Below are 25243 nucleotides of genomic sequence, written 5' to 3'. Positions count from 1 at the left end.
CGATGGACGACAACAGGGCAATCAAGGTCGAACAGGTCGATGCGGTCACCCAGCCCCCGCGCGCGCGGGTGGAGGATGCGGTCGATACCCCCGGTGACGCGCCGCAGCAGACGCCCCAGCAGATGCTGGCGCGCAAGCGTGATTATCTCGACGGGTTCCTCGCGCAGCGGCCCGAGGCTGCCCACCCGGGCGAGCCGGGCGGCGCATTGTACGAAGCCGTGGTCGCCGCGCTGAAGGAGATTTACGATCCGGAAATCCCGGTCAACATCTACGATCTCGGCCTGATTTACGGCGTCGAGGTCAGCACTGACGGAGATGCGGTGATCACCATGACGCTGACGACGCCGCATTGCCCGGTGGCCGAATCGATGCCGGGCGAGGTCGAGCTGCGCGCCGCGTCGGTGCCGGGCATACGCGATGCAGTGGTCAATCTGGTGTGGGATCCGCCGTGGGATCCGGCCAAGATGAGCGACGAGGCTCGGCTCGAACTGGGGATGCTGTGATGACCACCACCCTGCGCGAGCGGCCCGCCGCAGTCACCCTCACCCCGCGCGCGGAACAGCGCATCGCCGCGCTGATGGTCAGTGCGCCCGAAGATGCGGTGGGGGTCAAGCTGTCCACCCCGCGGCGCGGTTGTTCCGGCCTCGCCTATTCGGTCGATTACGTGACCGAGGAAGCGCCGTTCGACGAAAAGATCGTCACCCCCGGCGGCACCTTTTACATCGACGGTGCCAGCGTGCTTTATCTCGTCGGCAGCACGATGGACTGGGTGGAGGATGATTTTTCCGCCGGCTTCGTCTTCGCCAATCCCAATGCCAAGGGCGCCTGTGGCTGCGGCGAAAGCTTCATGGTCTGATGAAGCTGGCCTTCGGCCCGCCGGCCAGCCTCTACCCGTATTTCGGCTATCGCAGCGCGGGCCGGCTGGTGCTGACCGCGCGGGCGCTGCGGCCGCGCACGGGTGATTTCAAAGCCGGCGGGGGCAAGTGGCGGGCGATCCGCACGATGCTCGGCCAGTTTGCCACGCGCGAGGTGATGGAGCTGGCAGTGACGCTCGAGGTGGCCGGGGCGGATGGCACTGTTCACCGGCATCAGAGCGTGACCGATCGCGAAGGATTTGTCCGCTTCGACATCGTGCTCGATCCGCCGCTCCCCTTGCCCCAACGGACCGCGTGGGAAAACGTCCACCTGTCCTGGACCAACCGCGCCGGGCCGCAAATGCTCGACGCGCCGGTGCTGGCGCCAGGGCTGGGCGAGCGGCTGGCCGTGGTATCGGACATTGACGACACCGTCATCGAAACCGGCATCACCGGCGGGCTCGCCTCGGTGCGCGAGAATTGGGACCGCGTCTTTACCGAGATGCCGGGCGAGCGGTTGATGGTGCCGGGGGCGGACGGGTTCTACAGCGCGCTGAGCGGCGGTCCGGCCCCGGTTTCGGTCGGCAGCACGGTGCCGGCGGACCACCGGCCGTTCTTTTACGTCTCGTCCTCGCCGTGGAACCTCTATGCCTATCTGGTGGCGTTCCTGAGCGAACGAAAGCTGCCGCTTGGCCCGCTGCTGCTGCGCGATTGGGGGCTCAACCGCGCCACCTTTGGAAGCGGCACCCACGGGGCGCACAAGATCGGCGCGATCAACGACCTGCTGGCGTTCTATCCCGATCTGAGCTTCGCGCTGATCGGCGATGACAGTCAGGGTGATCTCACCGCCTATGCCGAGGTGGTGCGCGCCTGCCCTGGCCGGGTGGCGGCGGTGTTTATCCGCAAGGTTGGCGCGGCGATGAGCGCCGAAGAGCTGGCGGCCAAGGACACCATCCGCGTCGCCGGCGTCCCGCTATGGCTGGGCGATGACTGGCAGACGGGCCAGGCGTTCCTTGCCGAGGCCGGGCTTGCCAGCAACGGGGCAACGGCGCAGATCGTGCGGACGGTGGAGCGGCTGGGGGATACAGATGGCGACGACACGACCGCCCGCGCGGCGGGCTAGGCCGCGCTGGCCGATGGTGCTGATGGCGATCATCGGCCTGCTGGCGGCAGCGGCTGCGGGCATCTGGTACTGGGCGGCCACCACCGGCTCGGCGGCGACTCTCGAATGGATCGATGCGCGCTTTTCGCGCAGCCGCGCGGTCGAGCTGGTGGCGGGCGCGGCCTATGGCGATCATGCCGCGCAGCGGGTCGAACTATGGCAGCCGGTGGGCGGGGGTGATGCTGGCAAGCCGCTGATCGTGTTCTATCACGGGGGCGGCTGGCATTCGGGTGCGCCCGAGGATTACCGCTTCATCGCCCGCACCTTTGGCGAATTGGGCTACCCCGTTGCGCTGGCCGGATACCGGCTGGTGCCCGACGGGCGCTATCCCGCGATGCTGGAAGACAGCGCCGCCGCGCTCGGTGCAATCCGGCGGCTGGCCGCCGCGCACCGGCTTCCGGCCGACCGGGTGGTGCTGATCGGCCATTCGGCGGGCGCCTACAACGCGGTGATGCTGGCGCTCGAGCCGCGCTGGCTGGCAGCGGCGGGCGTGCCCGAAAGCGTCGTGGCAGGCGCCATCGGCCTTGCCGGCCCTTACGACTTCTACCCCTTCACCAGCGATTCGGGCCGCAATGCCTTTGGCCATCTACCTGACCCGGAGGTGTCGCAGCCAATCAACCATCTGCGCGCCGATAGTCCGCCGCTCCTGCTGCTGACAGGCGATGCCGACACCGTGGTGCGGCCGCGCAACAGCCGCGTGCTCGAAGCGGCGCTGACCCGGCTGGGTGCGCCCGTCACCCGCCAGGAATTTGCAGGGATGGGCCATGCCGGGATCATCATGCAGTTGAGCCGCCCGTTTCGCCGCGATGGCAGCGTTCTGGCGGCAATCGAACGCTTCCTCGCACAACTGCCGGGCGCTTCACCGCCCGTTCAGCGCCGCACCGGCCAATAAAGCGCGATGCGTTTCTTCAGCCGCCTGCTCGCCTTCCTCGCTCTGTTTGCGCTGGGCGCGCAGCCGGTCGCCGCCCAGTCTATCCTGCGCGATGCCGAAACTGAGGCACTGCTGCAGGACATGGCCACGCCGCTGGTCCGTGCAGCAGGGCTGAGCCAGGTCGATATCGTGCTGGTCAACGACCCGTCGATAAACGCTTTCGTCGCGGGTGGGCAGGCGATCTACATCCATAGCGGGCTGATCGACGCGGCCGACACCGCCAACGAGGTGCAGGGCGTTATCGCGCACGAGCTGGGCCATATCGCTGGCGGGCACATCATTCGCGGCGGCGAGGCGATGGAATCGGCGACCAGGATTTCACTGTTGTCGCTCTTGCTCGGGGTAGGCGCGGCGCTGGCGGGCGCGGGCGATGCGGCGATGGGCGCGATCATGGCCGGCCAGCGCGCGGCGATGGGCAAGTTCCTCGCCTTCTCTCGGGTGCAGGAAAGTTCGGCGGACGCGGCCGGGGTCAAATACCTTTCCGAAGCGGGCATTTCCGGGCGCGGGTCGCTGGCATTTTTCGGCAAGCTGCAGAATCAGGAATTCCGCTACGGGATCTCGCAGGATGACGAGCAGGCCTTTGTCCGCACGCATCCGCTATCGGGTGACCGGATCGCCCGCCTGCGCGAAGATTACACGCGCGATTCCGCCTGGGAAGCGCCCGATGATGCCGCGCTCGAAACGCGGTTCCAACGGGTCAAGGCGAAGCTCTACGGCTATCTCTCGACCCCGCAGCGCACGCTGCAACGCTATCCTGAAAGCGATCAGAGCGTGCCTGCGCGCTACGCCCGCGCCTATGCCTGGCACAAGGATGCTCAGATCGATCGCGCGCTGGCGGAAACGACCGATTTGCTGGCGAGCGCGCCCGCCGATCCCTATTTCCTCGAACTCGAAGGGCAGGTGCTGCTCGAATCCGGCCGCCCCACCGAAGCGCTGCCGGCCTTGCGGCAGGCGAGCGCGCTGACCGCGCATCAGCCGCTCATCGCCAGTCTGTTCGGACACGCGCTGATCGCCACCGAAGACCGCGCCAACTTTGCCGAGGCCGAGCAGGTGCTGCGCGCCGCGGTGGCGCGCGACCGGCGTAATCCGTTCGCCTGGTATCAGCTCGGCGTGGTCCACGAGGCGCGCGGCGACATTCCCCGCGCCCGGCTCGCCAGCGCCGAGCAGCAGGCGATGAACCGCAGCTGGGGCGAGGCGCTGAGGAGCGCGATGGCCGCCCGCAGCGCGCTGCCCGAAGGCACGCCCGACTGGCTGCGCGCACAGGATATCGAGATGCAGGCGCGCGCCGAGCTTGAACGCGAGGGCCAGCGGCGATAGCCGTGACGCGCATGACCAGCAATCTGCGCCGCTACGTCCTCACCGTGATCCTCGCGCTGGCGGGCGGCTTTGCGGGTGCTGCGCTGTGGAGCGCGAGCGGCATGGCCGACAAGCGGACCGAGGCCTTCCTGCTCGGCACACCCGATCTGTTGCCGCGCATGGCCGAGGCGTATGAACGCGATCAGGGCGCCGCGCGGCTGGCCGAAGCGGGCGGGGCGGTGACCACGCCCTTTCCCGGCGCGGTGCTGGGCAATCCGCAGGGCACTGTCACGCTGGTCGAGTTTACCGATTATGCCTGCGGCTATTGCCGGCAATCGCAGGCAATCGTCGAACAGCTTATCGCCCGCAATCCCGATCTGAAGGTGGTGATCCGCGAATGGCCGATTTTCGAAGGCAGCGATCAGGCCGCACGAATGGCGCTCGCGGCGGCCAAACAGGGCAAATATGGCGCCTTTCATAACGGTCTTTATGCAGCCGGGCGCCCGACCGAAGCGAGCATCGCGCGGGTCGCCGCCGCCGCCGGGATCGACATGGCTGCGGCACGCCAGTTCGCCGGATCGCAGGAAGCCAGCTTCGAACTCGCCCGCAACGCCGATCTGGCGCAGAAGCTGGGCTTTTCGGGCACGCCGAGCTGGGTGATCGATGGCCGCACGATCGAAGGCGCGGTGCCCGAAGCGGCGCTTCAGCAGGCGATCGAGGAGGCGCGCAAATGATCCGGCGAGCGGTTGTCACAGGTGTCGCCTTTGTCACCCTGGCACTCGCCCCCCCGGCCAGTGCGCAGCAACGGCAGACTCCGGCGCAGTTGCAGCAGAGCATCGCCGATCTGCGCGCCGCCGAAGGGCGGATTCAGGCGATCGGCTGGAAACTCGCCACCGCCAATGCCCCGTTCTGCGCCGCCGCCAGGCCGGCAATCGGCCTGGTGCTGATGGATGCCGGCGCCTGGCCGCAGCCCGACAAGGTGCGCACCGCGCTCAAGCTGTCGGGGCCGATTGCCGCGCAGGCGGTTCCTCCCGGTTCGCCTGCCGCAATGGCGGAATTGAAGCCGGGGGCCGAAATCGTCAGCATTGCCGGACAGGCCATCGCCGATCTGCCGGCGCCGCGCAGCCCCGACTGGAAGCGGCTGGCCGGCCTCCACGACAGGATCGACGCGGCGCTCGCCAGCGCCGGCACGGTCGAGATCGCCTGGCGCACCGCGCAGGGGCAGGACAAGCGCGCCAGCATTGCCGGGGTGCCCGCCTGCCCCAGCCGGTTCGAGGTGCTGAGCGATTCCGACCGCGCGCTGGCCGACGGGACGCGGGTGATCATCGGGCGCAATTTCGCCGGCTTCGGCTATGCCGAGGAAGAATTCGCCGCCGCGCTGGCACATGAACTGGCGCACAATATCCTCGAACATCGCCTGTGGCTGGGCACCAATGGCCGCAACCAGAACAACATTCGCATGACCGAACGCGAGGCCGACCGGATGATGCCGTGGCTGATGGCCAATGCCGGCTATCCCGCCGATGCCGCGCGCCGCTTCATGGCACGGTGGGGGCCGGTCCATGCGGGCGGGATCTTCCGCGTCCGCACGCATGACGGGTGGGACGAACGGGCGGGCTTCATCGCCGCCGAATTGCCACGCATCGCCGCCTCGCAGGCGCGGGGCGGGCAGGCCAACTGGCTGCGCGATTTCGCCCGCGATACGCACCCTGCCGCCGATGCCCCGGCAAGCGCGCCGGTGGCCGGGTCAGCCGAAGGGGCCGGCGTCAGTCGTTGACGTACATCGAGGCCAGCGGGCGTTCCATCACACGGCGCACCATCGGCTCGAAGAAGGATAGCGGTTCGCTCTCGTAATCGGGATCGAACGCGGCCTGATCGTATTTCTCGCAGAATTCGGCGCAGGCGTCGAAATGCGGATGTCCACGAAACTGCTCGCGCACCTCGCGGTCGCCGCCGATGTAATGGAAATAATAATAGCCCTGGAACGCGCCGTGGTTCTGGCAGATCCAGTGAACCTCCTCGCTGACGAATGGCTTCAGGATCGCGGCCGCCACCTCGGGGTGGTTGTAGCTGCCCAGCGTGTCGCCAATATCGTGCAGCAGCGCCATCACGACATATTGCTCGCCGCGCCCGTCGCGGTGCGCGCGGGTGGCGGTCTGCAGCGAATGTTCGAGCCGGCAGACCGGGAAACCGCCGAAATCCCCGTCAAGCAGGCGCAGATGGTCGAGCACGCGGTCCGGCAGGCCGCGGGCAAAGGCGCGGTATTCACCGCCGATGATTGCCCAATCCTCGGCCGTGCCTTCCTTCATCTCGCGGAAACGCGCGCGTTCCGCGACGGCGTGAGCCAAGGTCGCTTCCGCATCAGGCGCGGCGGGCGGGGCAGAATCGATCCGTTCCATCAGGCACTCCTCAAACCTGAGCCTAGCCGGGATTGGCAACGAGGCAAAACACATAGCGGGCGAATGCCGTTTCGCGCTAGAGTGGCGCGGTGATGCGACCGCTCGCCTTTCAGCCGGCCCCGTTTTTCGATGACAAGACCGGCGCATTCTGGCGCCTGCAATTTGCCGGCTGGGCCGGGGCGATGGTGCTGCGCACAATGTCGGCGCTGGCCGGGCAGCAGGAATGGGATTTCCTGATTCCGATCCTGATTCAGACCATCACCGGCTTTTCGATCAGCCTGGTGTTGTCGGTCATCTACCGCCAGCTGATCGACCGCCGGCCGCTGGTCACCTGGACGGCCACGGTGGTAGTCCTGTTCGTCGCGGTGGCGCTATACGCGTTCATCGATGGCTGGGTGAACGCGCTTTATCGACCCGACAGCGAAACGCCGATCGTCCAGCGGCTCTTGAGCTTCTTCTATATCGACCTGACGCTGCTCGGCGCGTGGTCGGCGCTCTATTACGCGATCAATTATTTCCTGCGGATCGAGGAGCAGGCCGACCGGCTGGAACGGCTGGAAATGCAGGCGACGACCGCGCAGCTCGCTATGCTGCGTTACCAGCTCAACCCGCATTTCCTGTTCAATACGCTCAATTCGATCAGCACGCTTGTGCTGCTCAAACAGACCGAGCCCGCCAATGCCATGCTGACGCGGCTGTCGGCCTTCCTGCGGCACACGCTGGTCAGCCAGCCGGGCAGCAAGGTGACGGTGGCGCAGGAGGTCGATACGCTGAAGCTCTATCTCGAGATCGAGCGGATGCGGTTCGAGGAACGGCTGCGCACCCGATTCCAGATCGACCCGGCGGCGCAAGCGGCCGAACTGCCTTCGATGCTGCTCCAGCCGCTGGTCGAAAATGCCATCAAATACGCCGTAGGGCCGCAGGAGGAAGGGGCCGAAATCAGCATCTGCGCGCAACTCGTCGGGCCGCGGCTGCGAGTTACCGTGTCCGACACCGGCCCCGGCTTGCCAGACGGGCAACGCGCCGCCAGCGTGCTGGCCAGGATGACCGGCGAGGGGAACAATGCTGCTGTGACCGGGCCGGTCGCTGCCTCGTCCGCTGCCCGGCCGACTTCGACGGGGGTTGGCCTTGCCAATATCCGCGACCGGCTGGCGCAGGCCTATGGCGAGGACCACCTCTTCGAAATCCGCACCCCGGCCGAAGGCGGCTTCACCGTGGTGATCGAACTGCCGCACGAAACCGCCGCTACGTCTGCTAATGAGGCCGCCGCCACTGCGCCGGATGACACCTCCCTGACCCTGTCGGCGTCCGCGCGCGCCGCGACCGGAACATTGCCATGACAATTCGCACCCTCCTCGTCGATGACGAGAAACTGGCCATTCAGGGCCTTCAGCTTCGCCTGCAGAAGTTCGACGATGTCGAGATAATCGACACCTGTGCCAATGGCCGCGAGGCGATACGCAAGATCAAGACCGAGAAGCCCGATCTCGTTTTCCTCGACATCCAGATGCCGGGCTTCGACGGGTTCAGCGTGGTCAAGGGGGTGATGGACCTCGAACCGCCGCTGTTCGTGTTCGTCACCGCGTATGAGGAACACGCGATCCGCGCGTTCGAGGCCAATGCCGTCAATTATCTGATGAAGCCGGTGGACGAGGACAAGCTAGCCGACACGATCGAGCGGGTCCGCCAGCGCCTGGCCGAAAAGCGCAGCTCGGAAGAAGCGGAAAAGCTCAAGACGGTGCTCAGCGAAGTTGCGCCCGATGCAGCAGAGGAATTCGCCGCCGATGATGCGGCTCCGGATACTGCGGGCCGATATGAGAAGCTGATCAACATCAAGGATCGCGGGCAGGTGTTCCGGGTCGAGATCGCCTCGATCGAACATATCGAGGCGGCGGGCGACTACATGGTAATCGCCACGGCCAACAATTCCTATGTCCTGCGCGAAACGATGAAGGATCTCGAACGCCGGCTGGACCCTCGCACCTTCCAGCGCGTCCACCGCTCGACCATCGTCAATCTCGACCAGGTCCGGCAGGTCAAGCCGCATACCAATGGCGAATGCTTCCTGGTGCTCGATTCCGGGGCGGAGGTGAAGGTCAGTCGCTCCTATCGCGACGTGGTCGCGCGGTTCGTGCATTGATTTCGCACAACTGTTTCATCACATCCGCGCATGCTGAGCCTGTCGAAGCATGGACAACCGCGGGCGCATCATCTGCCCTTCGACAGGCTCAGGGCGAGCGGAGACAAATTTGAACTGGCACCTTGAAGGCTTCGACCTCGACCGGTTCGTGCGCGAGACGCTGGCCGAGGATCTTGGCGCTGGCCTGCCGGGCGGCGGGCGGGACGTGACCAGCGACAGCGTGATCCCCGCCGAGGCGCGCTTTTCGGGCGTGATGGATACGCGCGATGCGATCCGCGTTGCCGGCCTGCCGATTGCCGCCGCCTTCTTCCGCGCGCGCGATCCCGCAATGACCATCGACATTCTGGTCGAAGAGGGCGCCGAGGCCGCGCCGGGCACTGATCTGATGCGGCTCGAAGGCAATGCCCGCGCCATGTTGACGGCCGAACGCAGCGCGCTCAACACCGTGCAGCACCTGTCGGGCATCGCCACCATGGTCGCCGCCTATGTGCGGGCGATGGATAATCCGGCCTGCACGCTGCTCGATACGCGCAAGACCATTCCGGGGCTGCGGCACCTGGAAAAATACGCCGTGCGGATGGGCGGCGGGGCCAATCACCGGATGGGCCTGTGGGATGCGGCGATGATCAAGGACAATCATGTCCTCGTCGCCGGTTCGGTGGGCGAGGCGGTGCGCCGCGCGGTGGCCGCCGGCGTGGCCGAGATCATCTGCGAGGTAGACCGGATCGACCAGATCGAGCCGGCACTGGCCGCCGGCGCCACGCGCCTGTTGCTCGACAATATGGATGCGGCCACGCTGCGCCGCGCGGTGTCCGTGGTGGACGGGCGCGTGCCCACAGAGGCCAGCGGCGGGATCAACCTCGACACGATCCGCGCCAAGGCGGCCAGCGGAGTCGATTACGTGTCAGTCGGGCGGCTGACGCAGAGCGCGCCGGCGGCGGATATCGGGCTCGACTTCATCCCACTGCGCTGATTGCGCTTGCGCAAAATAACCCGCGCCGTAGATTCGTCGCTGCTCGCATTGCCGGGCGGGTCATCATAGGGGGTTTCGATGAGACCGCATTCCATCACCATGTTCGACAAATTGTTCCTCGCCTCGCTGGTGCTGGGGGCGATCAACTTCTTCGTTTCGATGCCGGCCATGCGCGAACAGCTCGCCGCCGATCCCAATGCGGCAGCGATGGTGGGCGACAATTTCCTGATCGGCGTGTTCATCTTCTCTATGCTGATCTCGCTGCTGCTGTGGTATTTCATCTCGCGCCGGGCCAGCAACATCGCCAAGTGGATTCTGGTGGTGTTCTTCGTGGTCGGGCTGGTGATGCTGCCGGGCTCGCTTGGCGCGCTGCCCGCGTTACCGCTGATCGTGTCGCTATTGTCGACGGTACTGCAGGGCGCGGCGATCTATTTCCTGTTCCGCCCCGATGCGAAGGCCTGGTTTGCCCGCCCGGCGGCGGTGGACAGCGTGCATACCGACCACACCCGCATCGATTGATCATGCGCGCGGCGGCCCGACCGGCGGCGGCCGCCGCGCTGCTCTTCTTGTGCGGCGGGCTGCCAGCACCCGCGCTGGCGCAGGCCTATCAATGCCGGATGCCGGCGCGGGTCAGCGTGCCGACAGTGACGCGCGACGGGCCGGTGCGCCGGGTGCCCGTCACCGGCTATACGATGGCGCTCAGCTGGTCGCCCGAATATTGCCGCGCCGCTGGCGAGCGGGGCGGCGCGACGCTGCAATGCGGCGGGCGCAATGGCCGCTTCGGACTTATCCTGCACGGCCTCTGGCCCGAGGGACGCGGCGGCAATTATCCGCAATGGTGCACTTCCTCCCCTGTGCCTTCGTCCGCCCTCGTCCGCCGCCACCTGTGCATGACGCCGAGTGCACGTCTGCTGGCACATGAATGGGCCAAGCACGGCAGCTGCATGGCGCGCCGGCCCGATACCTATTTCCGTGTAGCGGCAATCCTGTGGAACAGTCTTGCCAAGCCCGATCTCGACCAACTGTCGCGCCGGCCGGAGCTGAACGCCGGCGCCATCCGCGAGGCATTCGTGATCGCAAATCCGGGCTGGCGTGCAGATGCGGTGGGTGTGCACCTCAATCGTCGTGGCTGGCTGGACGAGATACGGCTCTGCTATGGCCGCCATTTCATGCCCACGCGCTGCGATGCGCGGCGGCTGGGCGCGCGCGACAATGCAAGCGTGCGGATATGGCGCGGGCTCTAGCGCCGCTCCTGGAAGAATGCGCGCAATAACGTCGCAGCGCGCTCCTCACCGATGCCGGGATAGATGTCAGGCCGGTGGAGGCATTGCGGCTGGTCGAACACATGCGCGCCATGCGCCACCGCCCCGCCCTTGGGATCAGCCGCGCCGTAATAGAGCCGGGCAATCCGCGCATGGGCGATCGCGCCGGCACACATCGCGCAGGGTTCGAGCGTGACCCACAATTCGCACTCGGTCAGCCGCTCCTGCCCGAGCGCGGCGGCCGCCTTCCGGATGGAGAGCAGTTCGGCATGGGCGGTCGGATCGGCCAAACTACGCGGCGCGTTGTGCGCGGCGGCGATGATGCGGCCCTGATGGACCACCACCGCACCCACCGGCACCTCGCCTGCGGCGGCGGCGCGTTCGGCCTGGCGCAGGGCTTCGGCCATTGGCGGGGGGAGCGGCCAGGCGGTCATCGGCCTTGGCGATAGGCGCGCCGGGCGCGTGCGGCAACGGCCACCGGAGCCGCGCGCGCAGCTTGACCTCGCAGGGCAACGCCGCTAAGCGCGCGCCTTTCCCGGGACAGAGCGGCCCTTGTGGCCCCCCATGATTCGAACGAGAGATACACCATGTCGCGCATCTGCGAACTGACGGGCAAGGGCCGCCAGGTCGGCCACAATGTGAGCCACGCCAACAACAAGACCAAGCGCGTCTTTCTGCCCAACCTGCAGAATGTCACCCTGCTGAGCGAGAAGCTCGATCGCGGGTTCAAGTTTCGTGTTTCGACGCACGGGCTGCGCTCGGTCGAGCACAATGGCGGGCTCGACAACTGGCTGCTCAAGACTGCGGACGACAAGCTCAGCCCGCGTGCGCTCAAGGTGAAGCGCGAACTCAAGAAGTCGGGTGACGCCGCCGCGGCCTGAGCCGCGCGGAATGTCTAACCAGAAAAGCATGGAGCGGGCGGAGCGATTCGCCCGCTTTTTTGCGTTTCAGCGCGCGGGCGGAACTGCCCCCTCAAGCCGCAGCAGCAGCGTGCGCTGGAACCGCATATTGTTGTCGTCCGACACCAGCCACAGCGTCAGCCGCCCGCCTGCGCCGGGCTCCACCGCCAGCCCTTCGTAATTTTCCGCCAGCGGGCCGGCAATGGTCGCCAGCACGTCGCCTTGCCACGGGGTGCCGGCGGCGATCTGTTGAGGATCAAAAAGCCGCAAACGGCTGGAAAAGCGCGGCGGGAGCCCGAGCCGAACGCGCCTCTCGAGCACCAGCACCCGCCCGTCGGGCAGCGCCGCCATGTCGACCGGGCGGTAGTCGCCATCGAGTGTATAGAGGAAGCGGAGTGGTTCCACCCCGGTCACCGGATCTCCGGGGAACAGCAGCGCGGGCGCGGTGCTACCGGTCCAGCGCTGGCGCCCTTCCGACAGCACGATAAATCGCCGATCGGCCAGCCGGGCCATTGCCTCAGGCCCGGAATTGGCGCTCCAGCCCCGCATGGCGCGCGGCTGCACCGTGCGCGTTTGCCTGAAGCCGGGTTCATAGCGGACGACCGCGTTGCTGCCTTCGAAGCTGGCCCAGATGCGCCCTGTCACGCGATCGGCGGTCAGCGCTTCGATATCGGCGCGCGCCTTGATGGCTTCGGCCTGCCCGGCGAAATAGCTCATCCCGCTTTCGCCGGGCGTGCCGGGCGGCGGCATCATGAGCATCCGCCCGCGATCGCTTGCCAGCAAAAGGCGGCCATCGCCCTGCATCAGCATGGCCGACCACGAACCGAAATGGCTGTTGGCGCTGGTCAGGTGCCATGCGCCAGTGAGCGCGAACGGGCCGAGGCGCTGCGGGGAAGGCGTTACCGCTCTGACGGACAGGCCCGCGTGGTAATCGGGCTCGGGCGGCGTGCTGCGCCACCAGGTGCCGGGGGCCAGCCCCGCCGCGACCAGCGCCGCCAGCGCCAGCCGCCAGTGCCGCGTGGCCGGCGCGCTCACTCGGGCAGGAACAGCAGCGGGTCGAGCCGCTGGCCGCGCCAGACGAGGCTCCAGTGCAGATGCGGCCCGGTCGCGCGCCCGGTGGCGCCGATCGTCCCCAATTGCTGGCCCTGGCGCACCGTCTCGCCCTCGCGCACCAGCAGCCGCGTAGAATGGAGGAAGGCCGAATTGAGCCCCTGCCCGTGATCGATGATCAGCAGATAACCCTCGAGGCTGAAGGGCGTCGCCGCAGCCAGCACCACCACCCCGTCAGCCGGGGCGTAAAAGGGCGCGCCCGCCCCGCCGGCAATGTCGAGCCCCGAATGATAGGCGCCCGGTTCGCCGCGATAGACGCGCTGCGCCCCGAAGCGGCCCGAAATCCGTCCATGTGCGGGCCAGCGAAAATCCTGGCGCCAGCCTTGCGCGCCGGTGTCCACCTGCCGCGCGGCGGCAATCGCGGCGAGTTCGGGCGCGCGGCGGGCGAGAAACGCGTCGCTCGCCCCGCCCGGCCGGCGGGCGACATTGACGTGTTCGATGCGCCAGTCACGCGGAGTTACCAGCAAGTGCTTTTCGACCTCGCGCCCATCGGCCAGTTCCGCCACCAGCGCCTGGCTGTGGCCAGCATCGCGATCGAACGCGGCAAAGAAGCGCCCGTCACCGTCAAGCGTGAGCGGTGTGCGGCCGAGCCGCGCGCTCACCGTGCCGGCAGGGGCCTGCCCGCGCACCCAGCCACCCTGCGTCTGGCGGCCGGACACGGTGAACGCCTCGCCCCGCATGGCTGGCGCGGCTGATGCGGGGCCTGCGCTGTCAGCAGCCGGCGCGGCGGCGGCGAGAAAAGCCGCCACCAGCCACAGGCACGCGTTGATCATCCCGATCCCTTATCCCTCCCCGGACAGCCGGCGGGTGGCGGCTTCGGCGCTGGCATAGGCTTCCTGGCGGGTGACGCTCCAATAGCGCAGCTCGTCGAGCGGAACCGGCTCGCCCGTCACCGCGCACAGCACGTGCTGGCCGGGGCGCAGCACGCGAAAGCCGTTGGGGCCATAGGACAGCTTAGCCAGCGGGTCGGGCGAATTCATCAACATGGCCGACGCCCTAGCAAATCGCGGCTAGCCGAACAAATCCTGCTGACCCGGCACGGGCGCGGCAGCGCGGGTGCGGCGAACAGGCTGGGCAGCAGCGCCGGCGGGGGTCACCGCCAGCGTCCCGTCCGCGAATTCGAGCGTCAGCCGCGTGTCGTGCGCAGCGGCGGCGCGTGTCGGGCGAACGTGGCCATCAGCGCCGCGCACCAGCGCATAACCGCGCGCCAGCGGGGCGCGATAGTCGAGGCTGGCGTGCAATCGGCCGAGCGCGCCCAGCCGCTCCTGCGCCTGCGTCAGCCGCCGGCCGAGCACGCGTGGGTCCAGCCGCTGTCCGGCGAGCGCCTGCTGCGCCTGCCCCAGTCGCGAGCGCAGCAGCGGCGCCGACAGCCGCGCCGAATCGGCCAGCAGCGCCGCGCGGGCGAGCGCTGCCCGGTCGGACAGCCCCCGCCGCAGCCGCTCGCCCAGCTCATCTAGTTTCTGCACCTGCGCGGCGAACAGCGCGTCTGGGCGGGGCAGGCGCTGCGCCCGCGCCTCCAGCCGCTCGCGGCCGAGTTCCACCGGGGCGAGCGCACAGCGCCGCTTGCGACGGGCAAAATCGGCCAGCGTTGCGGCCAGTTCCGCGCGCACCGGCACGGCAATCTCGGCGGCGGCGGTCGGCGTCGGCGCGCGCCGGTCGGCGGCATAGTCGGCGAGGCTGGTATCGGTTTCGTGGCCAACCGCGCAAATCGTCGGGATGGTGCATTCGGCAATCGCGCGGACCACCGCCTCTTCGTTGAAGCTCCAAAGATCCTCGATCGAGCCGCCGCCGCGCGCGACGATCACAAGATCGGGGGGCGGTACGGGCCCGCCCGGGGCCAGCGCGGAGAAGCCGCGCACCGCCGCCGCCACCTGTTCGGCCGCGCCCTGACCTTGCACCAGCACCGGCCAGACGATCACATGGCTCGGAAAGCGGTCGGCCAGCCGGTGGAGAATATCGCGGATCACCGCGCCGGTCGGGCTGGTCACCACCCCGATGGTGCGCGGCAGAAACGGCAGCTTCCGCTTGCGCTCGGCGGCAAACAGCCCCTCGGCCTCCAGCCGGCGGCGGGTTCTCTCGAGCAGCGCGAGCAGCGCCCCTTCGCCCGCGACCTCCAGCCGGTCGATCACGATCTGGTATTTCGAGCGGCCGGGATAGGTCGTTACCTTGCCGCTGGCGATCACCTCCAGCCCGTCTTCGGGCACGAAAGCGAGGCGCTGGGCGGCGGTCCGCCACATCACCGCGTCGATCACCGCGTTCTCGTCCTTGAGGCAGGCGTAAAGGTGCCCAGAGGCGGCGCGCTTGACGCCCGACAATTCGCCGCGCAGCCGCACCGCGCCGAAGCGGTCCTCGACCGTGCGCTTCAGCGCATTGGCGAGTTCGGAGACCGACAGCGCCTCGGAATTGTCGCCGGGCCGGCTTGGCGCTACCAGCGCGCCTGACTGGCCCGGCGTGTCGTTTCCGGGAAACAGCGGAGATGCGGGCATGAATATCCTTTTGCTGGGTGCGGGGGGGCGCGAACACGCGCTGGCCTGGAAGCTGGCGCAATCACGGCTGCTGGCAGGGGCGCAGGATACGCTTTACGCCGCACCGGGCAACCCCGGCATTGCCGACCATGCAAGCTGCGTAGCGCTCGATCTGACCGATCATGCCGCGGTGCTGGCCTTTTGCGAAGAGGCGCTGATCGGCTTCGTCGTGGTTGGGCCGGAGGCGCCGCTGGTCGATGGTCTGGGCGATGCGCTGCGCGGCGCGGGGATCCCGGTGTTCGGCCCGTCGCAGCAGGCCGCGCAGCTCGAAGGCAGCAAAGGCTTTACCAAGGATCTGTGCGCGCGCGCCGGCATCCCCACCGCCGGATACCGGCGCACCGCGTCGCTAGCCGAGGCACGCGCCGCGCTCGACGCGTTCGAGGCGCCCTATGTCCTCAAGGCCGACGGGCTGGCGGCAGGAAAGGGGGTGGTGATCGCTGCCACCCGCGCCGAGGCGGAGAGCGGGCTGGCCGAGATGTTCGCCGGCCAGTTCGGCAGTGCCGGGGCCGAAGTGGTGATCGAGGAGTTCATGGAAGGCGAGGAAGCGAGCTTTTTTGCCATCACCGACGGGGCGATCATCGTCCCCTTCGGCAGCGCGCAGGATCACAAGCGCGTGGGCGATGGCGATACCGGCCCCAATACCGGCGGCATGGGCGCCTACAGCCCGGCGCGGGTGCTGACGCCGATGCTGCGCGGCGAGGTGATCGAGCGGATCATCGCCCCCACGGTCAAGGCGATGGCCGACGCCGGCACCCCCTATTGCGGGGTACTCTATGCCGGGCTGATGCTGACCGCGGACGGGCCCAAGCTGATCGAATATAATGCCCGCTTCGGCGACCCGGAGTGCCAGGCGCTGATGATGCGGTTGGAGAGCGATCTGGGTGAAGTGCTGCTGGCCGCGGCCGAACACCGCCTCGCCAGCATCCCCGCCCCGCGCTTTGCCCGCGAAGCGGCGCTGACCGTGGTGATGGCGGCAGACGGCTATCCCGGCACGCCCGCCAAGGGCAGCCCGATCAACGGCCTCGCCGCCGCCGAGGCGGCCGGCGCCAGGGTGTTCCATGCGGGCACCGCGCGCGATAGTGGCGGCGGGCTGGTCGCCAATGGCGGGCGCGTGCTCAACGTGACCGCGCTCGGCGCCAGCGTGGCCGAAGCGCAGGCGCGTGCGTACCAAGCGGTTGATGCGCTCGATGCGCCCGGCCTGTTCTGCCGCCGCGACATCGGCTGGCGCGAAGTCGCCCGGGAAGATGCGGCCGCCCAGACGGCGGGTTAACCGCCCAGCCGCGCGGCCATCAGGGCTTGCAGATTGGCTTCGGGCCGGGCGCCATAATGGCTGATGATCTCGGCGGCGGCGATGGCGCCGCGGCGCAGACACCGTTCGAGCGGTTCGTCGCGCACATGGCCATAGAGGAACCCGGCAGCGAACAGATCGCCCGCGCCGGTCGTGTCGACCACATGGTCGATCGGCTCGGCAGCGACTTCGGCCCGCTCGCCCCCGGCAATCGCCACCGCGCCATCGGCGCTGCGGGTGACGACCAGCACCGGTACCTTGCCAGCGAGCGCGGCGATTCCCGCCTCGAAATCTCCCTCGCCGGTCAGCGCGGCCAGTTCGAGGTGATTGGCGAACAGGATGTCGATCAGCCCATCTTCGATCAGCGCGCGGAAATCGTCGCCGTGGCGTTCGATCACGAACACTTCGGACAGGGTGAAGGCAACCTTGCGCCCGGCCGCGCGGGCCGCCTCGATCGCCCGGCGCATCGCCGCACGTGGTTCTTCGGGATCCCACAGATAGCCTTCAAGATAGAGCACCCGCGCACCCGCCACCGCCTCGGCATCGAGCGCGTCGGCGGGCAGGAACTGGCTCGCACCGAGGAAGGTGTTCATCGTCCGCTGTGCATCGGGGGTGACGAAGATCAGGCAACGCGCCGTGGGCGGGTCGGCATCGGTATTGCTGGTCGGGCGGGGCGGCGTGTCGAAATCGATCCCGACGGCGCGGATATCGTGGGCGAAGACCTCGCCCAGCTGGTCATCGGCGACCTGGCCGATGAACGCGCATTGCGCCCCCAGCGCCGACAGCCCGGCCAGCGTATTGGCCGCCGATCCGCCCGAAATCTCGCGCGCCGGGCCCATCGCATCGTACAGTTCGCGCGCGCGGGCCGCATCGACCAGCGTCATCCCGCCATGATTGAGGCCCAGTTCCTCGATCAGCGCATCTTCGCACGGGGCCATCACATCGACGATGGCATTGCCGATCGCGATCACGTCATAACGGGGTTCGGTCATGAAAATCCTTGCGTCTGGCAGCCCGCCAGCGGGGCGCCCGCCGCGCCTAGCGCCCAATGCGCCGCGCGCCAAGCGGCTCGCCGATTGACTTGGCCGGCGCGCCCGGCACACAAGCGCCGCTGATGGCACGAACCTCGCTTCCCGCCGCGCTGGGCTTGGCGCTGGGCCAGCTGGCCGACCCGCGCATCCTGCGGGTGCTGGCAAAATCGGTGCTGATCACGCTGGCGCTGTTAGCGGCGTTGCTGGCCGCCGGATGGTTCGTGCTGGGCTGGGCGATGCGGCGGTGGTGGCCAGAGCCGCCAGAAGATTTCGCTGTGATCGTCTGGCTGCTGTTCGGGATCGTCGGCATCTGGCTGCTGTTCCGCCTGATCGCGCTGGCGGTGATCAATTTCTTCGCCGACGAGGTCGTTCACGCGGTCGAGGCGCGCCATTATCCCGCCGCGCGCGCTCGCGCCAAGCGATTGCCGCTAGGGCGCGAAATGCGCAATGCGGCGCGGGGCGGGCTGCGCGCGCTGCTGGCCAATGCGCTGGCGCTGCCGGTAGCGCTGGCCTTTGCCGTCACCGGAATCGGCGCGCCGCTGGTGTTTCTCGCGGTCAACGCCTGGCTGATCGGCCGCGAGTTGCAGGACATGGTGCTGCTGCCGCAACTTGCCGCCGGAGACAGCGAGCTGCCGGACGAGGTTTCCGGCGAAGCGCAGGGGGTCGGTGCGGGAACGCGGCTGGCGCTGGGCGGAATTGTCGCCGGGCTGCTGATGGTGCCGATTATCAATCTGGTCGCGCCGGTGCTCGGCGCGGCCGCCGCGACCCATCTCATCCACCGCCGGGCAGGGAGAGCGGCATGAATGCGCGTAATACGATCCTCGCGGCGCTGGCGCTGCCGGCCTTGGCGGCCTGCGCCGCCAGTGGAGCCGCGCCCGCTGCCGAGTTGCCCCGTCCGCGCGCGGCCGAGGCGGTGCGGGTCCCGCCAACAGCACCGCCTGCGCCTGTCACGGGAGGGTTCCGACCAGCGCGGATCATGTCGATGCCGGGCCTTGAAAACGTGCTCGGCCAGACGCGCGAAGGACTGCTGGGCCGCTTCGGCGCTGCCCGGCTCGACGTGTGGGAAGGCGATGCGCGCAAGCTGCAATTCACCGGCGAGGCCTGCGTGCTCGACGTCTATCTCTATCCCCCGGCCCCGGGTGCGGAGCCGCGCGCCAGCTATGTCGATGCCCGTCGTGCGAGCGACGGGCTCGATGTCGACCGGGCGGCCTGTGTCGCGGCGCTGGCGCGCCGTTAGGCGGTCAGTTTGCGCGCCGCGCGTTCGAGCAGCGGCATATCGTCCACCTCTCTGACCAGCGCGACGGTGCCGTCGGCCAGGCGGCGGATCATCACCAGCGCGAATTCCGGCCCTTCGGCCGGGATCGCCAGCAGGTCCTGCGGTTCAAGCCGCCGCAGCTTGCGCGCCAGCGCCTCGCGCAGCGCGCCGCTCTGCTCCACCGGCTTGCCGGCCGCTTCACGCCGCAGCCGCCGCTCGGCCTGCACTACGCCCTTGAGGCCGCCTTCGGCGGCGCTGAGGAAGCCCGCGAGTTCCCCCCGGCCAAGCCCGACGCGGTGGGCATGGTCGAGCACGGCGGCATATTCGGTCAGCCGCGTCTTGTCGTAATCGGCGCCGAACACCAGCTTGACCACCGGGGTCATCGGCGCGCGGTCCTGCACGGTGAGGCCGCTTTCGGCGACCAGTTCGGCAAAATCCTCGGGCGCTGCGGCGGCGGCAAGCGACACGTCATAGGCCCGGCCAACCGCAGCATAAAGCGCGCCGCGGGTGCGATCCTCGCTGGTGCGCGCGGTTTCTGCCGCGGCGCGGGCCGCAGCGAGCGTATCGTAAAGGCCGCCGGCATCCTCGAACCCGGCAAGGTCGAGGCCGTCGGTCAAATCGTTAGCCTCATCCGCCAACGCAAAGCCTGCCGGCGCGGCGAAATCCTCCTCTGCGGCGAGCAGGACCGGCCGCTTGACCGGGCGCGCGGGCGCATCACCGTTCAGTTCGTCCGCCACCGCCGCATCGTCGGGCGCGTATCCCATGCCGAGCGGCGGCGCATCGCCGATCGAGCCGAGCAGCGAGGCATAGCCGGCATGGCTGCCCTCATCCTCCTCGTCGTCCTCGCCCTCGTCGGTGAAATAGGCGTCCTCGCCCAGTGCATCGCTGCCGGTCGCCGCCAGTTGGCCGAAGCGCGGCTGCGGCAGGGCCGGCAACTCGCCGTCTCTGCCATCGTCGTCGGTGGCGACGGGCGCGTCGGCCCAATCGGCCAGCGCTTCGCTGTCACGCAGGACGAGCGGCGCCTCTTCCTCGCTTGCCTCGAGAGCCTGGTCGATCTCTAGCAGCAGCTCGTCGGTGGTCAGCTGGTCGGCCAGTTCCTTCCAGTTGATCACGCCGTAAATGAAATCGATCGTATCGTCGTCGCTCGAAAACGGCAGCAGGATGCCACGATACAGGATCGTCGCGCCGCGCTGATTGACGAATTCAGCCTCGAAGCCGATCGGCGCCTGATTGGCGAGGATCTGCAGATAATGATCGGTGATCCGGCTCAGCAATGAGCGGCTGGGTACATCCGACAGCCGGTCGATCCGCTGCCCGGCGCCGCACTCCGCCGCCAGTTCGTGGCCGATGAAGGGCACCAGCGGATCGTTGATCCCCGTGCTGAAATCGAGCAGCACCGAATAGGGTCCGAAATCGGGGAGGTTCGCCGGATCGAGGTCTTCGACCAGCGGAAAATTGCGATCCTCGAGCAGGCTTGCCCAGAAATTATAGGCTCGGACCTGCATCCGCCGTTCATCCTGCCCGACAGGGGTGGGCAGCGGTGCGACCACGCCATCATCCTCGTCGGCCTCGCTGTAGCTCTCATAGCCGAATTCGGGCGAACCGAACGCGCTGCGCAGAGTATCCATGAGCCGTGCCTAACCCCCGTAATGGCGTCAGACAGCTTTTGGGGGACCATGGTAAATATCCCGTTAAATGCCGCGCGGATGCGTGGATGCCGGCTCAGACGCCTTCGTCGCACGCCCATGGCGCGCAGGCGGGATCGGTGGCGCAGACCTGGCGGCGCAGCGCCGTGCGGGCAAGCCGTTCGACCTCGACCTTGCGCCGCGCAGCCGCGAGCGGGCGCAGCGGTGCGGGCCGGATGATTTCCGCGTCATAGCTATCAGCGGCGATGATCCCGCAGCATTCGGGGCGATAGGCTGACGTTTCGAGACAGGCCCGGTCGAGCCCCGGCGGCAGGCCCCAGTAAAACCGGTCGCAATGGTCGAGATAATCGGGCCATTTGGAATCGCCGAGCAGATCGCCGCGCGCGACCTTGATCTCGACCACAATCACGTGGCCGCGCTCGTCAATTCCCATCAGATCGGCCCGGCGGCCATTGCGCAGCGGCATTTCGGGCAGGCACCAGATACCGTTACGGGCGAACAGCCGGCTGATGCCGCGCGCTACGGCCAACGCCTCGCGCACGGGGAGCTCATCTAAAGCAGGAACCGAAGCCGGCGCAGTCATCACCACGCTATGGAACGAAGAGGGAACGCGGTCAAGCGTTCGGGGCGCTGCCTGGCGTCAGGCGCTCCGGCGCGGGCCCATAGACCCATGCTCGGGGGCAAGTGCCAGCAACGCATCACGCGCGCTGCAGAACTCGGCCCACAGGCGCTGGGCCGCATGGGCGGGATCCTGCCCGCGCGCGGTCACTGCCAGCAGCGCCGCCACGCCGGGACGCATCACGGCGGCCAGATCATCGATCGCGCGTTCGCCGAGGTCGCACTGCCACCCGCCAATATCGCGCAATTGCGCCGGCAGGTTGCGAATGCGCGGGTCGGGCTTGTCAGGCACGGCGCCGGCCATCGCAGCGACCGCCGCCCCCACATCCTGCAAGGCCGCCCAGGTCACGCTGGTCTGCTGCGCTCCTGACTTGAGACGCTGGCGTACAGGCTCGGCCTGTGCCGATTCGCGGGCGAATTGGGCGGACATCATGTTCATCGCCCCGCTGCGCTAACGCATAAAGATTGCGAATTTCCCAACGTTGCCCCGCGCGCGCACGTCCGGCGCAGTTGGGGCTGGCGCTTGTCCGCCCGCTTTGCTAACCGGCCCGCCGGCCCACGCCGCGATGCACCCGTAGCTCAGCTGGATAGAGCGCTGCCCTCCGAAGGCAGAGGTCACAGGTTCGAATCCTGTCGGGTGCGCCATTTTTTTCAAATACTTAGGCAATGCACAAATACCCGCCCTTTGGCTTGGGCAGGTCATGGGCAGGTGTGCGGCACATTCTGGACCTGCCTCGCAGTCCCGAGCGGCCTCAGTGAGATCACCGGATTTTGCCCCGTCAGAAGTCCCACGCGTGCCGGTCTAGGACGCGTTGCATACATTTCGCGGCGCGCTCTTCCCCATTCATACGCACCACATGCAACCGACTACTGTGCTGAACGAAGGCAGACGGCTGGCCGAGAAAAAGAATCCCTTTCGCCAGCCTACCCCGGAGGGGGGATTGAATCGCATCAAGGGGTGGGGGGCTTGATGGTCGCTCGCAGAATTTTCGGCCTGCGAATTCTCGGGACTATCCAGAAGCCCGAGTTTTCGGGTTCTGGATAGCCACCTGCGCGAAATAAGTCAGGCAGCGCTCCCTGCATTAGGCTCGGTCGACATAGCTGAGGTCGAAACCTGCTTCTTGCGCCAGTCATTCGCTAGGACCCAGCTGCCATCATCCATCTGAAGGTGCCAGTCATTCCATCCATTACGGCTGGTCCCCGTCACTGCGACAGAAGCCGCAGAGAAAGACGCCTGCTTGCCGTCGAAGCCATCAACGATGAGCCCCCCATCTTTGATGCATGCCTGATATTCATTCCCAGCGTAGATAAATCGGCACTTTGTTCCGTCGAGAGGGAAAGGCGTCGGCAAGTTATTTCGCTCTGAATTCGCCCCCATCCCTATGCCGAGAAGCTCTGCACGCTGTGGCGCAAGCCAAATCGTTCGAGCTACTTCAAACAGGGCTGCGCCCCGCTCCTGTATGGAGTCCTCGTCCCACTGCTCATAGCCGTGCAGCTCGCGGTTCAGCGCTAGCGCTGCGTTGGCCTTGATTGCGGCTATCTTGCCGGCGATGGGTCCATTCGAAATGGTGGAGTTAAGCGCCTGGGTCATGAGGGTCAGGTTGCCCAGCGTATTGACCGCGCTGTTGCGTGAACGGACCAAGTTGGCGAGTTCAGGCCCGTATTCCTCTTCGCGCAGCCCTGCCATGCCAGGCAGAGGCCAAGCAGTCTGCCACTTCTGCGGCATGATATGCTCGATGGTCAGTGCAGATCGGATCAGGATGTCTTCGGTCAACGATGTGTGCTTGGCGCGCTCGATCCCTTCAAGAATATAGCGAAGGCGCGGCTGGCGCGCATTGGCGTACTGCTCGCGCATGATCCAATTCCGCCGCCATTCGGCATCATCTGGCCAGCGGTCGAGATCGGCAGTGCGACCCGAGAGGTACGAGATCAGCTCATCAACCTTGTCACCGTCGCACTCGCGTAGGCGGGTGATCAGGGCCACGAAGAAGCGATTATAGTTCTTGGTGGTGAGACCGCAGGTATCCCTTCGCAGAATGTAGCTTTCCAAAGCTTCGAAGGCTCCGCCGAGCCGGGGGAGCACGGTCGGCTCAGTTGCAAGGTAGATGGCCAGCGGCATCGCGGTGGAAACATCGAAGGCGTCGGCCATTCGACCAAATCTGCCAACTGGATCGCCGTCCTTCGGTGTGAAGAGCCTTTGTTCAATGGCAGCGGTAGCCGAGATCGACTCCAGTTCTTCGGTTACGCTGGGAAACGGAGCGTTGCTGAGTATCCACTTACGGTAGTTGGCAAACAGACCCTCGATGGAAACAATGTCCCCAATTTGCATCGCGAGATGGTCTGTCAACATCCAGTCCAGGCGTGTGCGCTTCTGGCGGCCACGGGAGGCCTCCTGGCTCCAGACCTGCCGATCCAACGGAAGCCAGTGCTTTTCGTAAAGCTTGTCGACATTGAGCGAACCATCGCTTTGCCCCAAGCTCTTTGCGCGCTGGAATATGAAATTTCGCAGCAAATCTGCGGGAGAGAGCGCCACACCCCGGCTGTTCAGGGTTTCGAAGATTGTCTGAGGATCATCGCCGCCTTCGAGTTCAATCGAGACGACCGCCAGGCCTTCTTTCAGGGCCTCGAAAAGTATCTCGAGACGCCCTTCCTGATATCCGCCGCCAATGGTGACAAGATTGAGAATGCGCCGTCGAAATGCACTGTATGCGACGGTTGCCAACTTACCGACCAGTTCGTCATCTTCGGCTAGGCCTGCAATCGCGTTGAGGTCTGCGATAGGATCAATCAACTTCACAAAAGCGCGGCGATCCGTGATCGAAGGCCACAGTTTGTACCGCTCCTCTTCAGGTGCCTCCATGACGCCGTCATTCAAGAGGTACTTCCCCACTTCGGCTGCGTAGCTTGAGCCGTTGTCCGCCGCCACGTCGCGCAGCGCCGCCAACAACAGTTGAAAGGTGGTCAAGCGCTGCTGCCCGTCAATTACCTCATAGGCTTGTACCTGCTTGCCGTAGGTTTTGACCTGGTTGATGACAATGGCGCCCATGAAGTGCGGGACAAGCGCCGAGCGATCAGTTTCGATCCGCTCGACAGCGCGCTCGATGTCTTCCCATAGCAGAGCGATCTGAGGGTCCTCGCGCCAAGAGTACTGGCGCTGGTAAAGTGGGATCAGATAGCGACGCTTGCCGTCGAACAGGTCTATGATGGATCGAGTGTACGGTTTCATCGCGTAACCTTCTGCGTCGCATTGCCAACAAGTGCAACTCTACTCGCTGGCAAATAATTGAGCTCGTTCCTATTGACGGCATAACCCGGTGCAAGGGTCTACAAGGTCGTTTTCTTATCTAATCTCTGCTATTTTCGACATCCGCCATAGCCTGAGATGAAGCGGCGTCGAATTCTTCGCTGCTAACCAAGTGCATGATGATTGTTTGCGAACTGAGTACCGGCGTGCCGCTCGAGTAAGAGACATGCTGCCCGTCTACAAATTGGTGTTGGGTTGCGCCTGCGAATGCCTCCAAAGGAAGCGGGAATTTGGCTCGCGGATTGTGGAATACCTGCAACTCGTCGGACCAGCGTTCGCCGTTGTCTGCTTCGACTTCCTCGCTGAACGGGGTTCCGATTACGGCATTCGGATCGGGATTGAGACGAAATCCAATGCGCATGTAGCGGTGGTCGTCGGGTGCGAAACCCGCATCCACACCCATTCGGTCGAACTTCGCCATCGTGCCAGCGTTCGAAAAAACAACGGCAGAAATGTTCTCAGCGCCCTCCAGATCGAAGAAACCGGTCTCGACGGTCTTCGTCTTGTAAACATGGTCATCGGCTTTTGTCCGTCGTCAGAACATTTGGCG

28 protein-coding genes and 1 tRNA gene are annotated in these 25243 nt (G+C 66.7%); 18 read left to right on the top strand and 11 right to left on the bottom strand.

Annotation, left to right across the window (positions count from 1 at the left end; translation table 11 throughout):
• Positions 1-2: 2 nt before the first annotated feature.
• Genes ILT46_RS08355 through ILT46_RS08325 form a run of 7 tightly spaced genes read left to right on the top strand, consistent with a single transcriptional unit; the run spans position 3 to position 6020 of the window.
• Positions 3-503, top strand: a complete 501-nt coding sequence (locus ILT46_RS08355) for an SUF system Fe-S cluster assembly protein (protein ID WP_199504186.1) — start codon at positions 3-5, stop codon at positions 501-503.
• Entirely contained in the window at positions 503-856 is a 354-nt protein-coding gene (locus ILT46_RS08350) for a HesB/IscA family protein (protein WP_199504185.1), read from the top strand. Before ILT46_RS08355 ends, ILT46_RS08350 begins: the two co-directional genes overlap by 1 nt.
• Positions 856-1977 carry a phosphatase domain-containing protein gene (locus tag ILT46_RS08345; RefSeq protein WP_199504184.1) on the top strand — a complete coding sequence of 374 codons (1122 nt, stop codon included), beginning with the start codon at positions 856-858 and terminating at the stop codon, positions 1975-1977. The genes ILT46_RS08350 and ILT46_RS08345 overlap by 1 nt, the downstream gene beginning before the upstream one ends.
• Positions 1943-2908: an alpha/beta hydrolase gene (locus ILT46_RS08340; RefSeq protein ID WP_199504183.1), complete on the top strand. Its 966-nt coding sequence runs from the start codon at positions 1943-1945 to the stop codon at positions 2906-2908. Before ILT46_RS08345 ends, ILT46_RS08340 begins: the two co-directional genes overlap by 35 nt.
• A gap of 6 nt (positions 2909-2914) precedes the next feature.
• A complete protein-coding gene (locus ILT46_RS08335; RefSeq protein WP_199504182.1) occupies positions 2915-4264 on the top strand; it encodes a M48 family metalloprotease in 1350 nt (449 codons plus the stop codon).
• An 11-nt stretch (positions 4265-4275) separates the two neighbouring features.
• Positions 4276-4977: a DsbA family protein gene (locus ILT46_RS08330; RefSeq protein ID WP_199504181.1), complete on the top strand. Its 702-nt coding sequence runs from the start codon at positions 4276-4278 to the stop codon at positions 4975-4977.
• Positions 4974-6020 (top strand): M48 family metallopeptidase, encoded by a 1047-nt coding sequence (locus ILT46_RS08325; RefSeq protein ID WP_199504180.1) that lies wholly within the window; start codon positions 4974-4976, stop codon positions 6018-6020. Before ILT46_RS08330 ends, ILT46_RS08325 begins: the two co-directional genes overlap by 4 nt.
• Here ILT46_RS08325 and ILT46_RS08320 read toward each other — a convergent pair.
• Positions 6010-6552, bottom strand: coding sequence for an HD domain-containing protein (locus tag ILT46_RS08320; protein WP_233397136.1), 543 nt, complete (start codon positions 6550-6552; stop codon positions 6010-6012). The two genes, ILT46_RS08325 and ILT46_RS08320, sit on opposite strands and share 11 nt — an antisense overlap.
• Before the next feature lie 182 nt (positions 6553-6734).
• Between ILT46_RS08320 and ILT46_RS08315 the strand changes: the two genes are divergently transcribed.
• From ILT46_RS08315 to ILT46_RS08295, 5 genes are all read left to right on the top strand, one after another.
• The gene (locus tag ILT46_RS08315; protein WP_199504178.1) at positions 6735-7982 is read left to right on the top strand and encodes a sensor histidine kinase; all 1248 of its coding nucleotides are present in this window, start codon (positions 6735-6737) and stop codon (positions 7980-7982) included.
• Positions 7979-8782: a LytR/AlgR family response regulator transcription factor gene (locus ILT46_RS08310; protein WP_199504177.1), complete on the top strand. Its 804-nt coding sequence runs from the start codon at positions 7979-7981 to the stop codon at positions 8780-8782. The genes ILT46_RS08315 and ILT46_RS08310 overlap by 4 nt, the downstream gene beginning before the upstream one ends.
• Positions 8783-8891: 109 nt before the next feature.
• Entirely contained in the window at positions 8892-9755 is an 864-nt protein-coding gene (gene nadC / locus ILT46_RS08305) for a carboxylating nicotinate-nucleotide diphosphorylase (RefSeq protein WP_233397124.1), read from the top strand.
• 78 nt (positions 9756-9833) lie between these two features.
• Positions 9834-10274, top strand: coding sequence for a hypothetical protein (locus ILT46_RS08300; RefSeq protein ID WP_199504175.1), 441 nt, complete (start codon positions 9834-9836; stop codon positions 10272-10274).
• 2 nt (positions 10275-10276) lie between these two features.
• On the top strand, positions 10277-10999 hold the full coding sequence (locus ILT46_RS08295; protein ID WP_199504174.1) for a ribonuclease T2 family protein: 723 nt from the start codon (positions 10277-10279) through the stop codon (positions 10997-10999).
• Here the strand turns inward: ILT46_RS08295 and ILT46_RS08290 are convergent.
• Complete coding sequence (locus ILT46_RS08290; RefSeq protein ID WP_199504173.1) at positions 10996-11451, bottom strand: nucleoside deaminase; 456 nt, start codon at positions 11449-11451, stop codon at positions 10996-10998. The two genes, ILT46_RS08295 and ILT46_RS08290, sit on opposite strands and share 4 nt — an antisense overlap.
• Before the next feature lie 153 nt (positions 11452-11604).
• Between ILT46_RS08290 and rpmB the strand changes: the two genes are divergently transcribed.
• Entirely contained in the window at positions 11605-11898 is a 294-nt protein-coding gene (gene rpmB / locus ILT46_RS08285) for a 50S ribosomal protein L28 (protein ID WP_199504172.1), read from the top strand.
• A 66-nt stretch (positions 11899-11964) separates the two neighbouring features.
• On the opposite strand, the gene ILT46_RS08280 is transcribed toward rpmB, so the two are convergent.
• The 4 genes from ILT46_RS08280 to xseA are packed head-to-tail and all read right to left on the bottom strand — an operon-like array spanning position 11965 to position 15512.
• Positions 11965-12951 (bottom strand): esterase-like activity of phytase family protein, encoded by a 987-nt coding sequence (locus ILT46_RS08280; protein WP_199504171.1) that lies wholly within the window; start codon positions 12949-12951, stop codon positions 11965-11967.
• Positions 12948-13799 (bottom strand): M23 family metallopeptidase, encoded by an 852-nt coding sequence (locus ILT46_RS08275; RefSeq protein WP_199504170.1) that lies wholly within the window; start codon positions 13797-13799, stop codon positions 12948-12950. Before ILT46_RS08275 ends, ILT46_RS08280 begins: the two co-directional genes overlap by 4 nt.
• A 9-nt stretch (positions 13800-13808) precedes the next feature.
• Positions 13809-14012: a DUF2093 domain-containing protein gene (locus ILT46_RS08270; protein ID WP_199504169.1), complete on the bottom strand. Its 204-nt coding sequence runs from the start codon at positions 14010-14012 to the stop codon at positions 13809-13811.
• A gap of 24 nt (positions 14013-14036) precedes the next feature.
• Positions 14037-15512 carry an exodeoxyribonuclease VII large subunit gene (gene xseA, locus ILT46_RS08265; protein WP_199504168.1) on the bottom strand — a complete coding sequence of 492 codons (1476 nt, stop codon included), beginning with the start codon at positions 15510-15512 and terminating at the stop codon, positions 14037-14039.
• Between xseA and purD the strand changes: the two genes are divergently transcribed.
• Positions 15511-16821, top strand: coding sequence for a phosphoribosylamine--glycine ligase (purD, locus tag ILT46_RS08260; RefSeq protein ID WP_199504167.1), 1311 nt, complete (start codon positions 15511-15513; stop codon positions 16819-16821). The two genes, xseA and purD, sit on opposite strands and share 2 nt — an antisense overlap.
• Here the strand turns inward: purD and ILT46_RS08255 are convergent.
• On the bottom strand, positions 16818-17831 hold the full coding sequence (locus tag ILT46_RS08255) for an adenosine kinase (RefSeq protein WP_199504166.1): 1014 nt from the start codon (positions 17829-17831) through the stop codon (positions 16818-16820). The two genes, purD and ILT46_RS08255, sit on opposite strands and share 4 nt — an antisense overlap.
• Before the next feature lie 122 nt (positions 17832-17953).
• Here ILT46_RS08255 and ILT46_RS08250 point away from each other — a divergent pair, with 122 nt between their 5' ends.
• Positions 17954-18673, top strand: a complete 720-nt coding sequence (locus ILT46_RS08250) for an EI24 domain-containing protein (RefSeq protein ID WP_199504165.1) — start codon at positions 17954-17956, stop codon at positions 18671-18673.
• Positions 18670-19107, top strand: coding sequence for a hypothetical protein (locus ILT46_RS08245; protein WP_199504164.1), 438 nt, complete (start codon positions 18670-18672; stop codon positions 19105-19107). The genes ILT46_RS08250 and ILT46_RS08245 overlap by 4 nt, the downstream gene beginning before the upstream one ends.
• On the opposite strand, the gene ILT46_RS08240 is transcribed toward ILT46_RS08245, so the two are convergent.
• The 3 genes from ILT46_RS08240 to ILT46_RS08230 all read right to left on the bottom strand — a co-directional run bounded on the left by ILT46_RS08240 (position 19104) and on the right by ILT46_RS08230 (position 21828).
• Complete coding sequence (locus tag ILT46_RS08240) at positions 19104-20753, bottom strand: PAS domain-containing protein (protein WP_199504163.1); 1650 nt, start codon at positions 20751-20753, stop codon at positions 19104-19106. The two genes, ILT46_RS08245 and ILT46_RS08240, sit on opposite strands and share 4 nt — an antisense overlap.
• A gap of 94 nt (positions 20754-20847) precedes the next feature.
• On the bottom strand, positions 20848-21354 hold the full coding sequence (locus ILT46_RS08235) for an MmcB family DNA repair protein (protein WP_199504162.1): 507 nt from the start codon (positions 21352-21354) through the stop codon (positions 20848-20850).
• Between the two features lie 57 nt (positions 21355-21411).
• Complete coding sequence (locus tag ILT46_RS08230; protein ID WP_233397123.1) at positions 21412-21828, bottom strand: hypothetical protein; 417 nt, start codon at positions 21826-21828, stop codon at positions 21412-21414.
• Between the two features lie 129 nt (positions 21829-21957).
• Here ILT46_RS08230 and ILT46_RS08225 point away from each other — a divergent pair.
• Positions 21958-22034 (top strand) — tRNA-Arg (locus tag ILT46_RS08225).
• 418 nt (positions 22035-22452) lie between these two features.
• On the opposite strand, the gene ILT46_RS08220 is transcribed toward ILT46_RS08225, so the two are convergent.
• Entirely contained in the window at positions 22453-24615 is a 2163-nt protein-coding gene (locus tag ILT46_RS08220) for a DUF262 domain-containing protein (RefSeq protein ID WP_199504161.1), read from the bottom strand.
• A gap of 244 nt (positions 24616-24859) precedes the next feature.
• On the opposite strand from ILT46_RS08220, the gene ILT46_RS12145 reads away from it, so the two are divergent.
• On the top strand, positions 24860-25243 hold a 384-nt coding region (locus tag ILT46_RS12145; protein WP_233397122.1), incomplete at its 3' end, for a hypothetical protein.

The sequence above is a fragment of the Qipengyuania sp. YIM B01966 genome (assembly GCF_016461955.1).
Classification (GTDB): domain Bacteria; phylum Pseudomonadota; class Alphaproteobacteria; order Sphingomonadales; family Sphingomonadaceae; genus QFOP01.
The sequence above is the reverse complement of the archived record's forward strand: the minus strand, read 5'-3'. Positions and strand labels throughout refer to the sequence as shown.

Excerpts from the sequence above, each read along its gene's own strand:
- ILT46_RS08355 (WP_199504186.1), top strand. The coding sequence starts at position 3 with ATGGACGACAACAGGGCAATCAAGGTCGAACAGGTCGATGCGGTCACC.
- ILT46_RS08350 (WP_199504185.1), top strand. The coding sequence starts at position 503 with ATGACCACCACCCTGCGCGAGCGGCCCGCCGCAGTCACCCTCACCCCG.
- ILT46_RS08345 (WP_199504184.1), top strand. The coding sequence starts at position 856 with ATGAAGCTGGCCTTCGGCCCGCCGGCCAGCCTCTACCCGTATTTCGGC.
- ILT46_RS08340 (WP_199504183.1), top strand. The coding sequence starts at position 1,943 with ATGGCGACGACACGACCGCCCGCGCGGCGGGCTAGGCCGCGCTGGCCG.
- ILT46_RS08335 (WP_199504182.1), top strand. The coding sequence starts at position 2,915 with ATGCGTTTCTTCAGCCGCCTGCTCGCCTTCCTCGCTCTGTTTGCGCTG.
- ILT46_RS08330 (WP_199504181.1), top strand. The coding sequence starts at position 4,276 with ATGACCAGCAATCTGCGCCGCTACGTCCTCACCGTGATCCTCGCGCTG.
- ILT46_RS08325 (WP_199504180.1), top strand. The coding sequence starts at position 4,974 with ATGATCCGGCGAGCGGTTGTCACAGGTGTCGCCTTTGTCACCCTGGCA.
- ILT46_RS08320 (WP_233397136.1), bottom strand. The coding sequence starts at position 6,552 with ATGAAGGAAGGCACGGCCGAGGATTGGGCAATCATCGGCGGTGAATAC.
- ILT46_RS08315 (WP_199504178.1), top strand. The coding sequence starts at position 6,735 with ATGCGACCGCTCGCCTTTCAGCCGGCCCCGTTTTTCGATGACAAGACC.
- ILT46_RS08310 (WP_199504177.1), top strand. The coding sequence starts at position 7,979 with ATGACAATTCGCACCCTCCTCGTCGATGACGAGAAACTGGCCATTCAG.
- ILT46_RS08300 (WP_199504175.1), top strand. The coding sequence starts at position 9,834 with ATGAGACCGCATTCCATCACCATGTTCGACAAATTGTTCCTCGCCTCG.
- ILT46_RS08295 (WP_199504174.1), top strand. The coding sequence starts at position 10,277 with ATGCGCGCGGCGGCCCGACCGGCGGCGGCCGCCGCGCTGCTCTTCTTG.
- ILT46_RS08290 (WP_199504173.1), bottom strand. The coding sequence starts at position 11,451 with ATGACCGCCTGGCCGCTCCCCCCGCCAATGGCCGAAGCCCTGCGCCAG.
- rpmB (WP_199504172.1), top strand. The coding sequence starts at position 11,605 with ATGTCGCGCATCTGCGAACTGACGGGCAAGGGCCGCCAGGTCGGCCAC.
- ILT46_RS08275 (WP_199504170.1), bottom strand. The coding sequence starts at position 13,799 with ATGATCAACGCGTGCCTGTGGCTGGTGGCGGCTTTTCTCGCCGCCGCC.
- ILT46_RS08270 (WP_199504169.1), bottom strand. The coding sequence starts at position 14,012 with ATGTTGATGAATTCGCCCGACCCGCTGGCTAAGCTGTCCTATGGCCCC.
- purD (WP_199504167.1), top strand. The coding sequence starts at position 15,511 with ATGAATATCCTTTTGCTGGGTGCGGGGGGGCGCGAACACGCGCTGGCC.
- xseA (WP_199504168.1), bottom strand. The coding sequence starts at position 15,512 with ATGCCCGCATCTCCGCTGTTTCCCGGAAACGACACGCCGGGCCAGTCA.
- ILT46_RS08255 (WP_199504166.1), bottom strand. The coding sequence starts at position 17,831 with ATGACCGAACCCCGTTATGACGTGATCGCGATCGGCAATGCCATCGTC.
- ILT46_RS08250 (WP_199504165.1), top strand. The coding sequence starts at position 17,954 with ATGGCACGAACCTCGCTTCCCGCCGCGCTGGGCTTGGCGCTGGGCCAG.
- ILT46_RS08245 (WP_199504164.1), top strand. The coding sequence starts at position 18,670 with ATGAATGCGCGTAATACGATCCTCGCGGCGCTGGCGCTGCCGGCCTTG.
- ILT46_RS08240 (WP_199504163.1), bottom strand. The coding sequence starts at position 20,753 with ATGGATACTCTGCGCAGCGCGTTCGGTTCGCCCGAATTCGGCTATGAG.
- ILT46_RS08235 (WP_199504162.1), bottom strand. The coding sequence starts at position 21,354 with ATGACTGCGCCGGCTTCGGTTCCTGCTTTAGATGAGCTCCCCGTGCGC.
- ILT46_RS08230 (WP_233397123.1), bottom strand. The coding sequence starts at position 21,828 with ATGAACATGATGTCCGCCCAATTCGCCCGCGAATCGGCACAGGCCGAG.
- ILT46_RS08220 (WP_199504161.1), bottom strand. The coding sequence starts at position 24,615 with ATGAAACCGTACACTCGATCCATCATAGACCTGTTCGACGGCAAGCGT.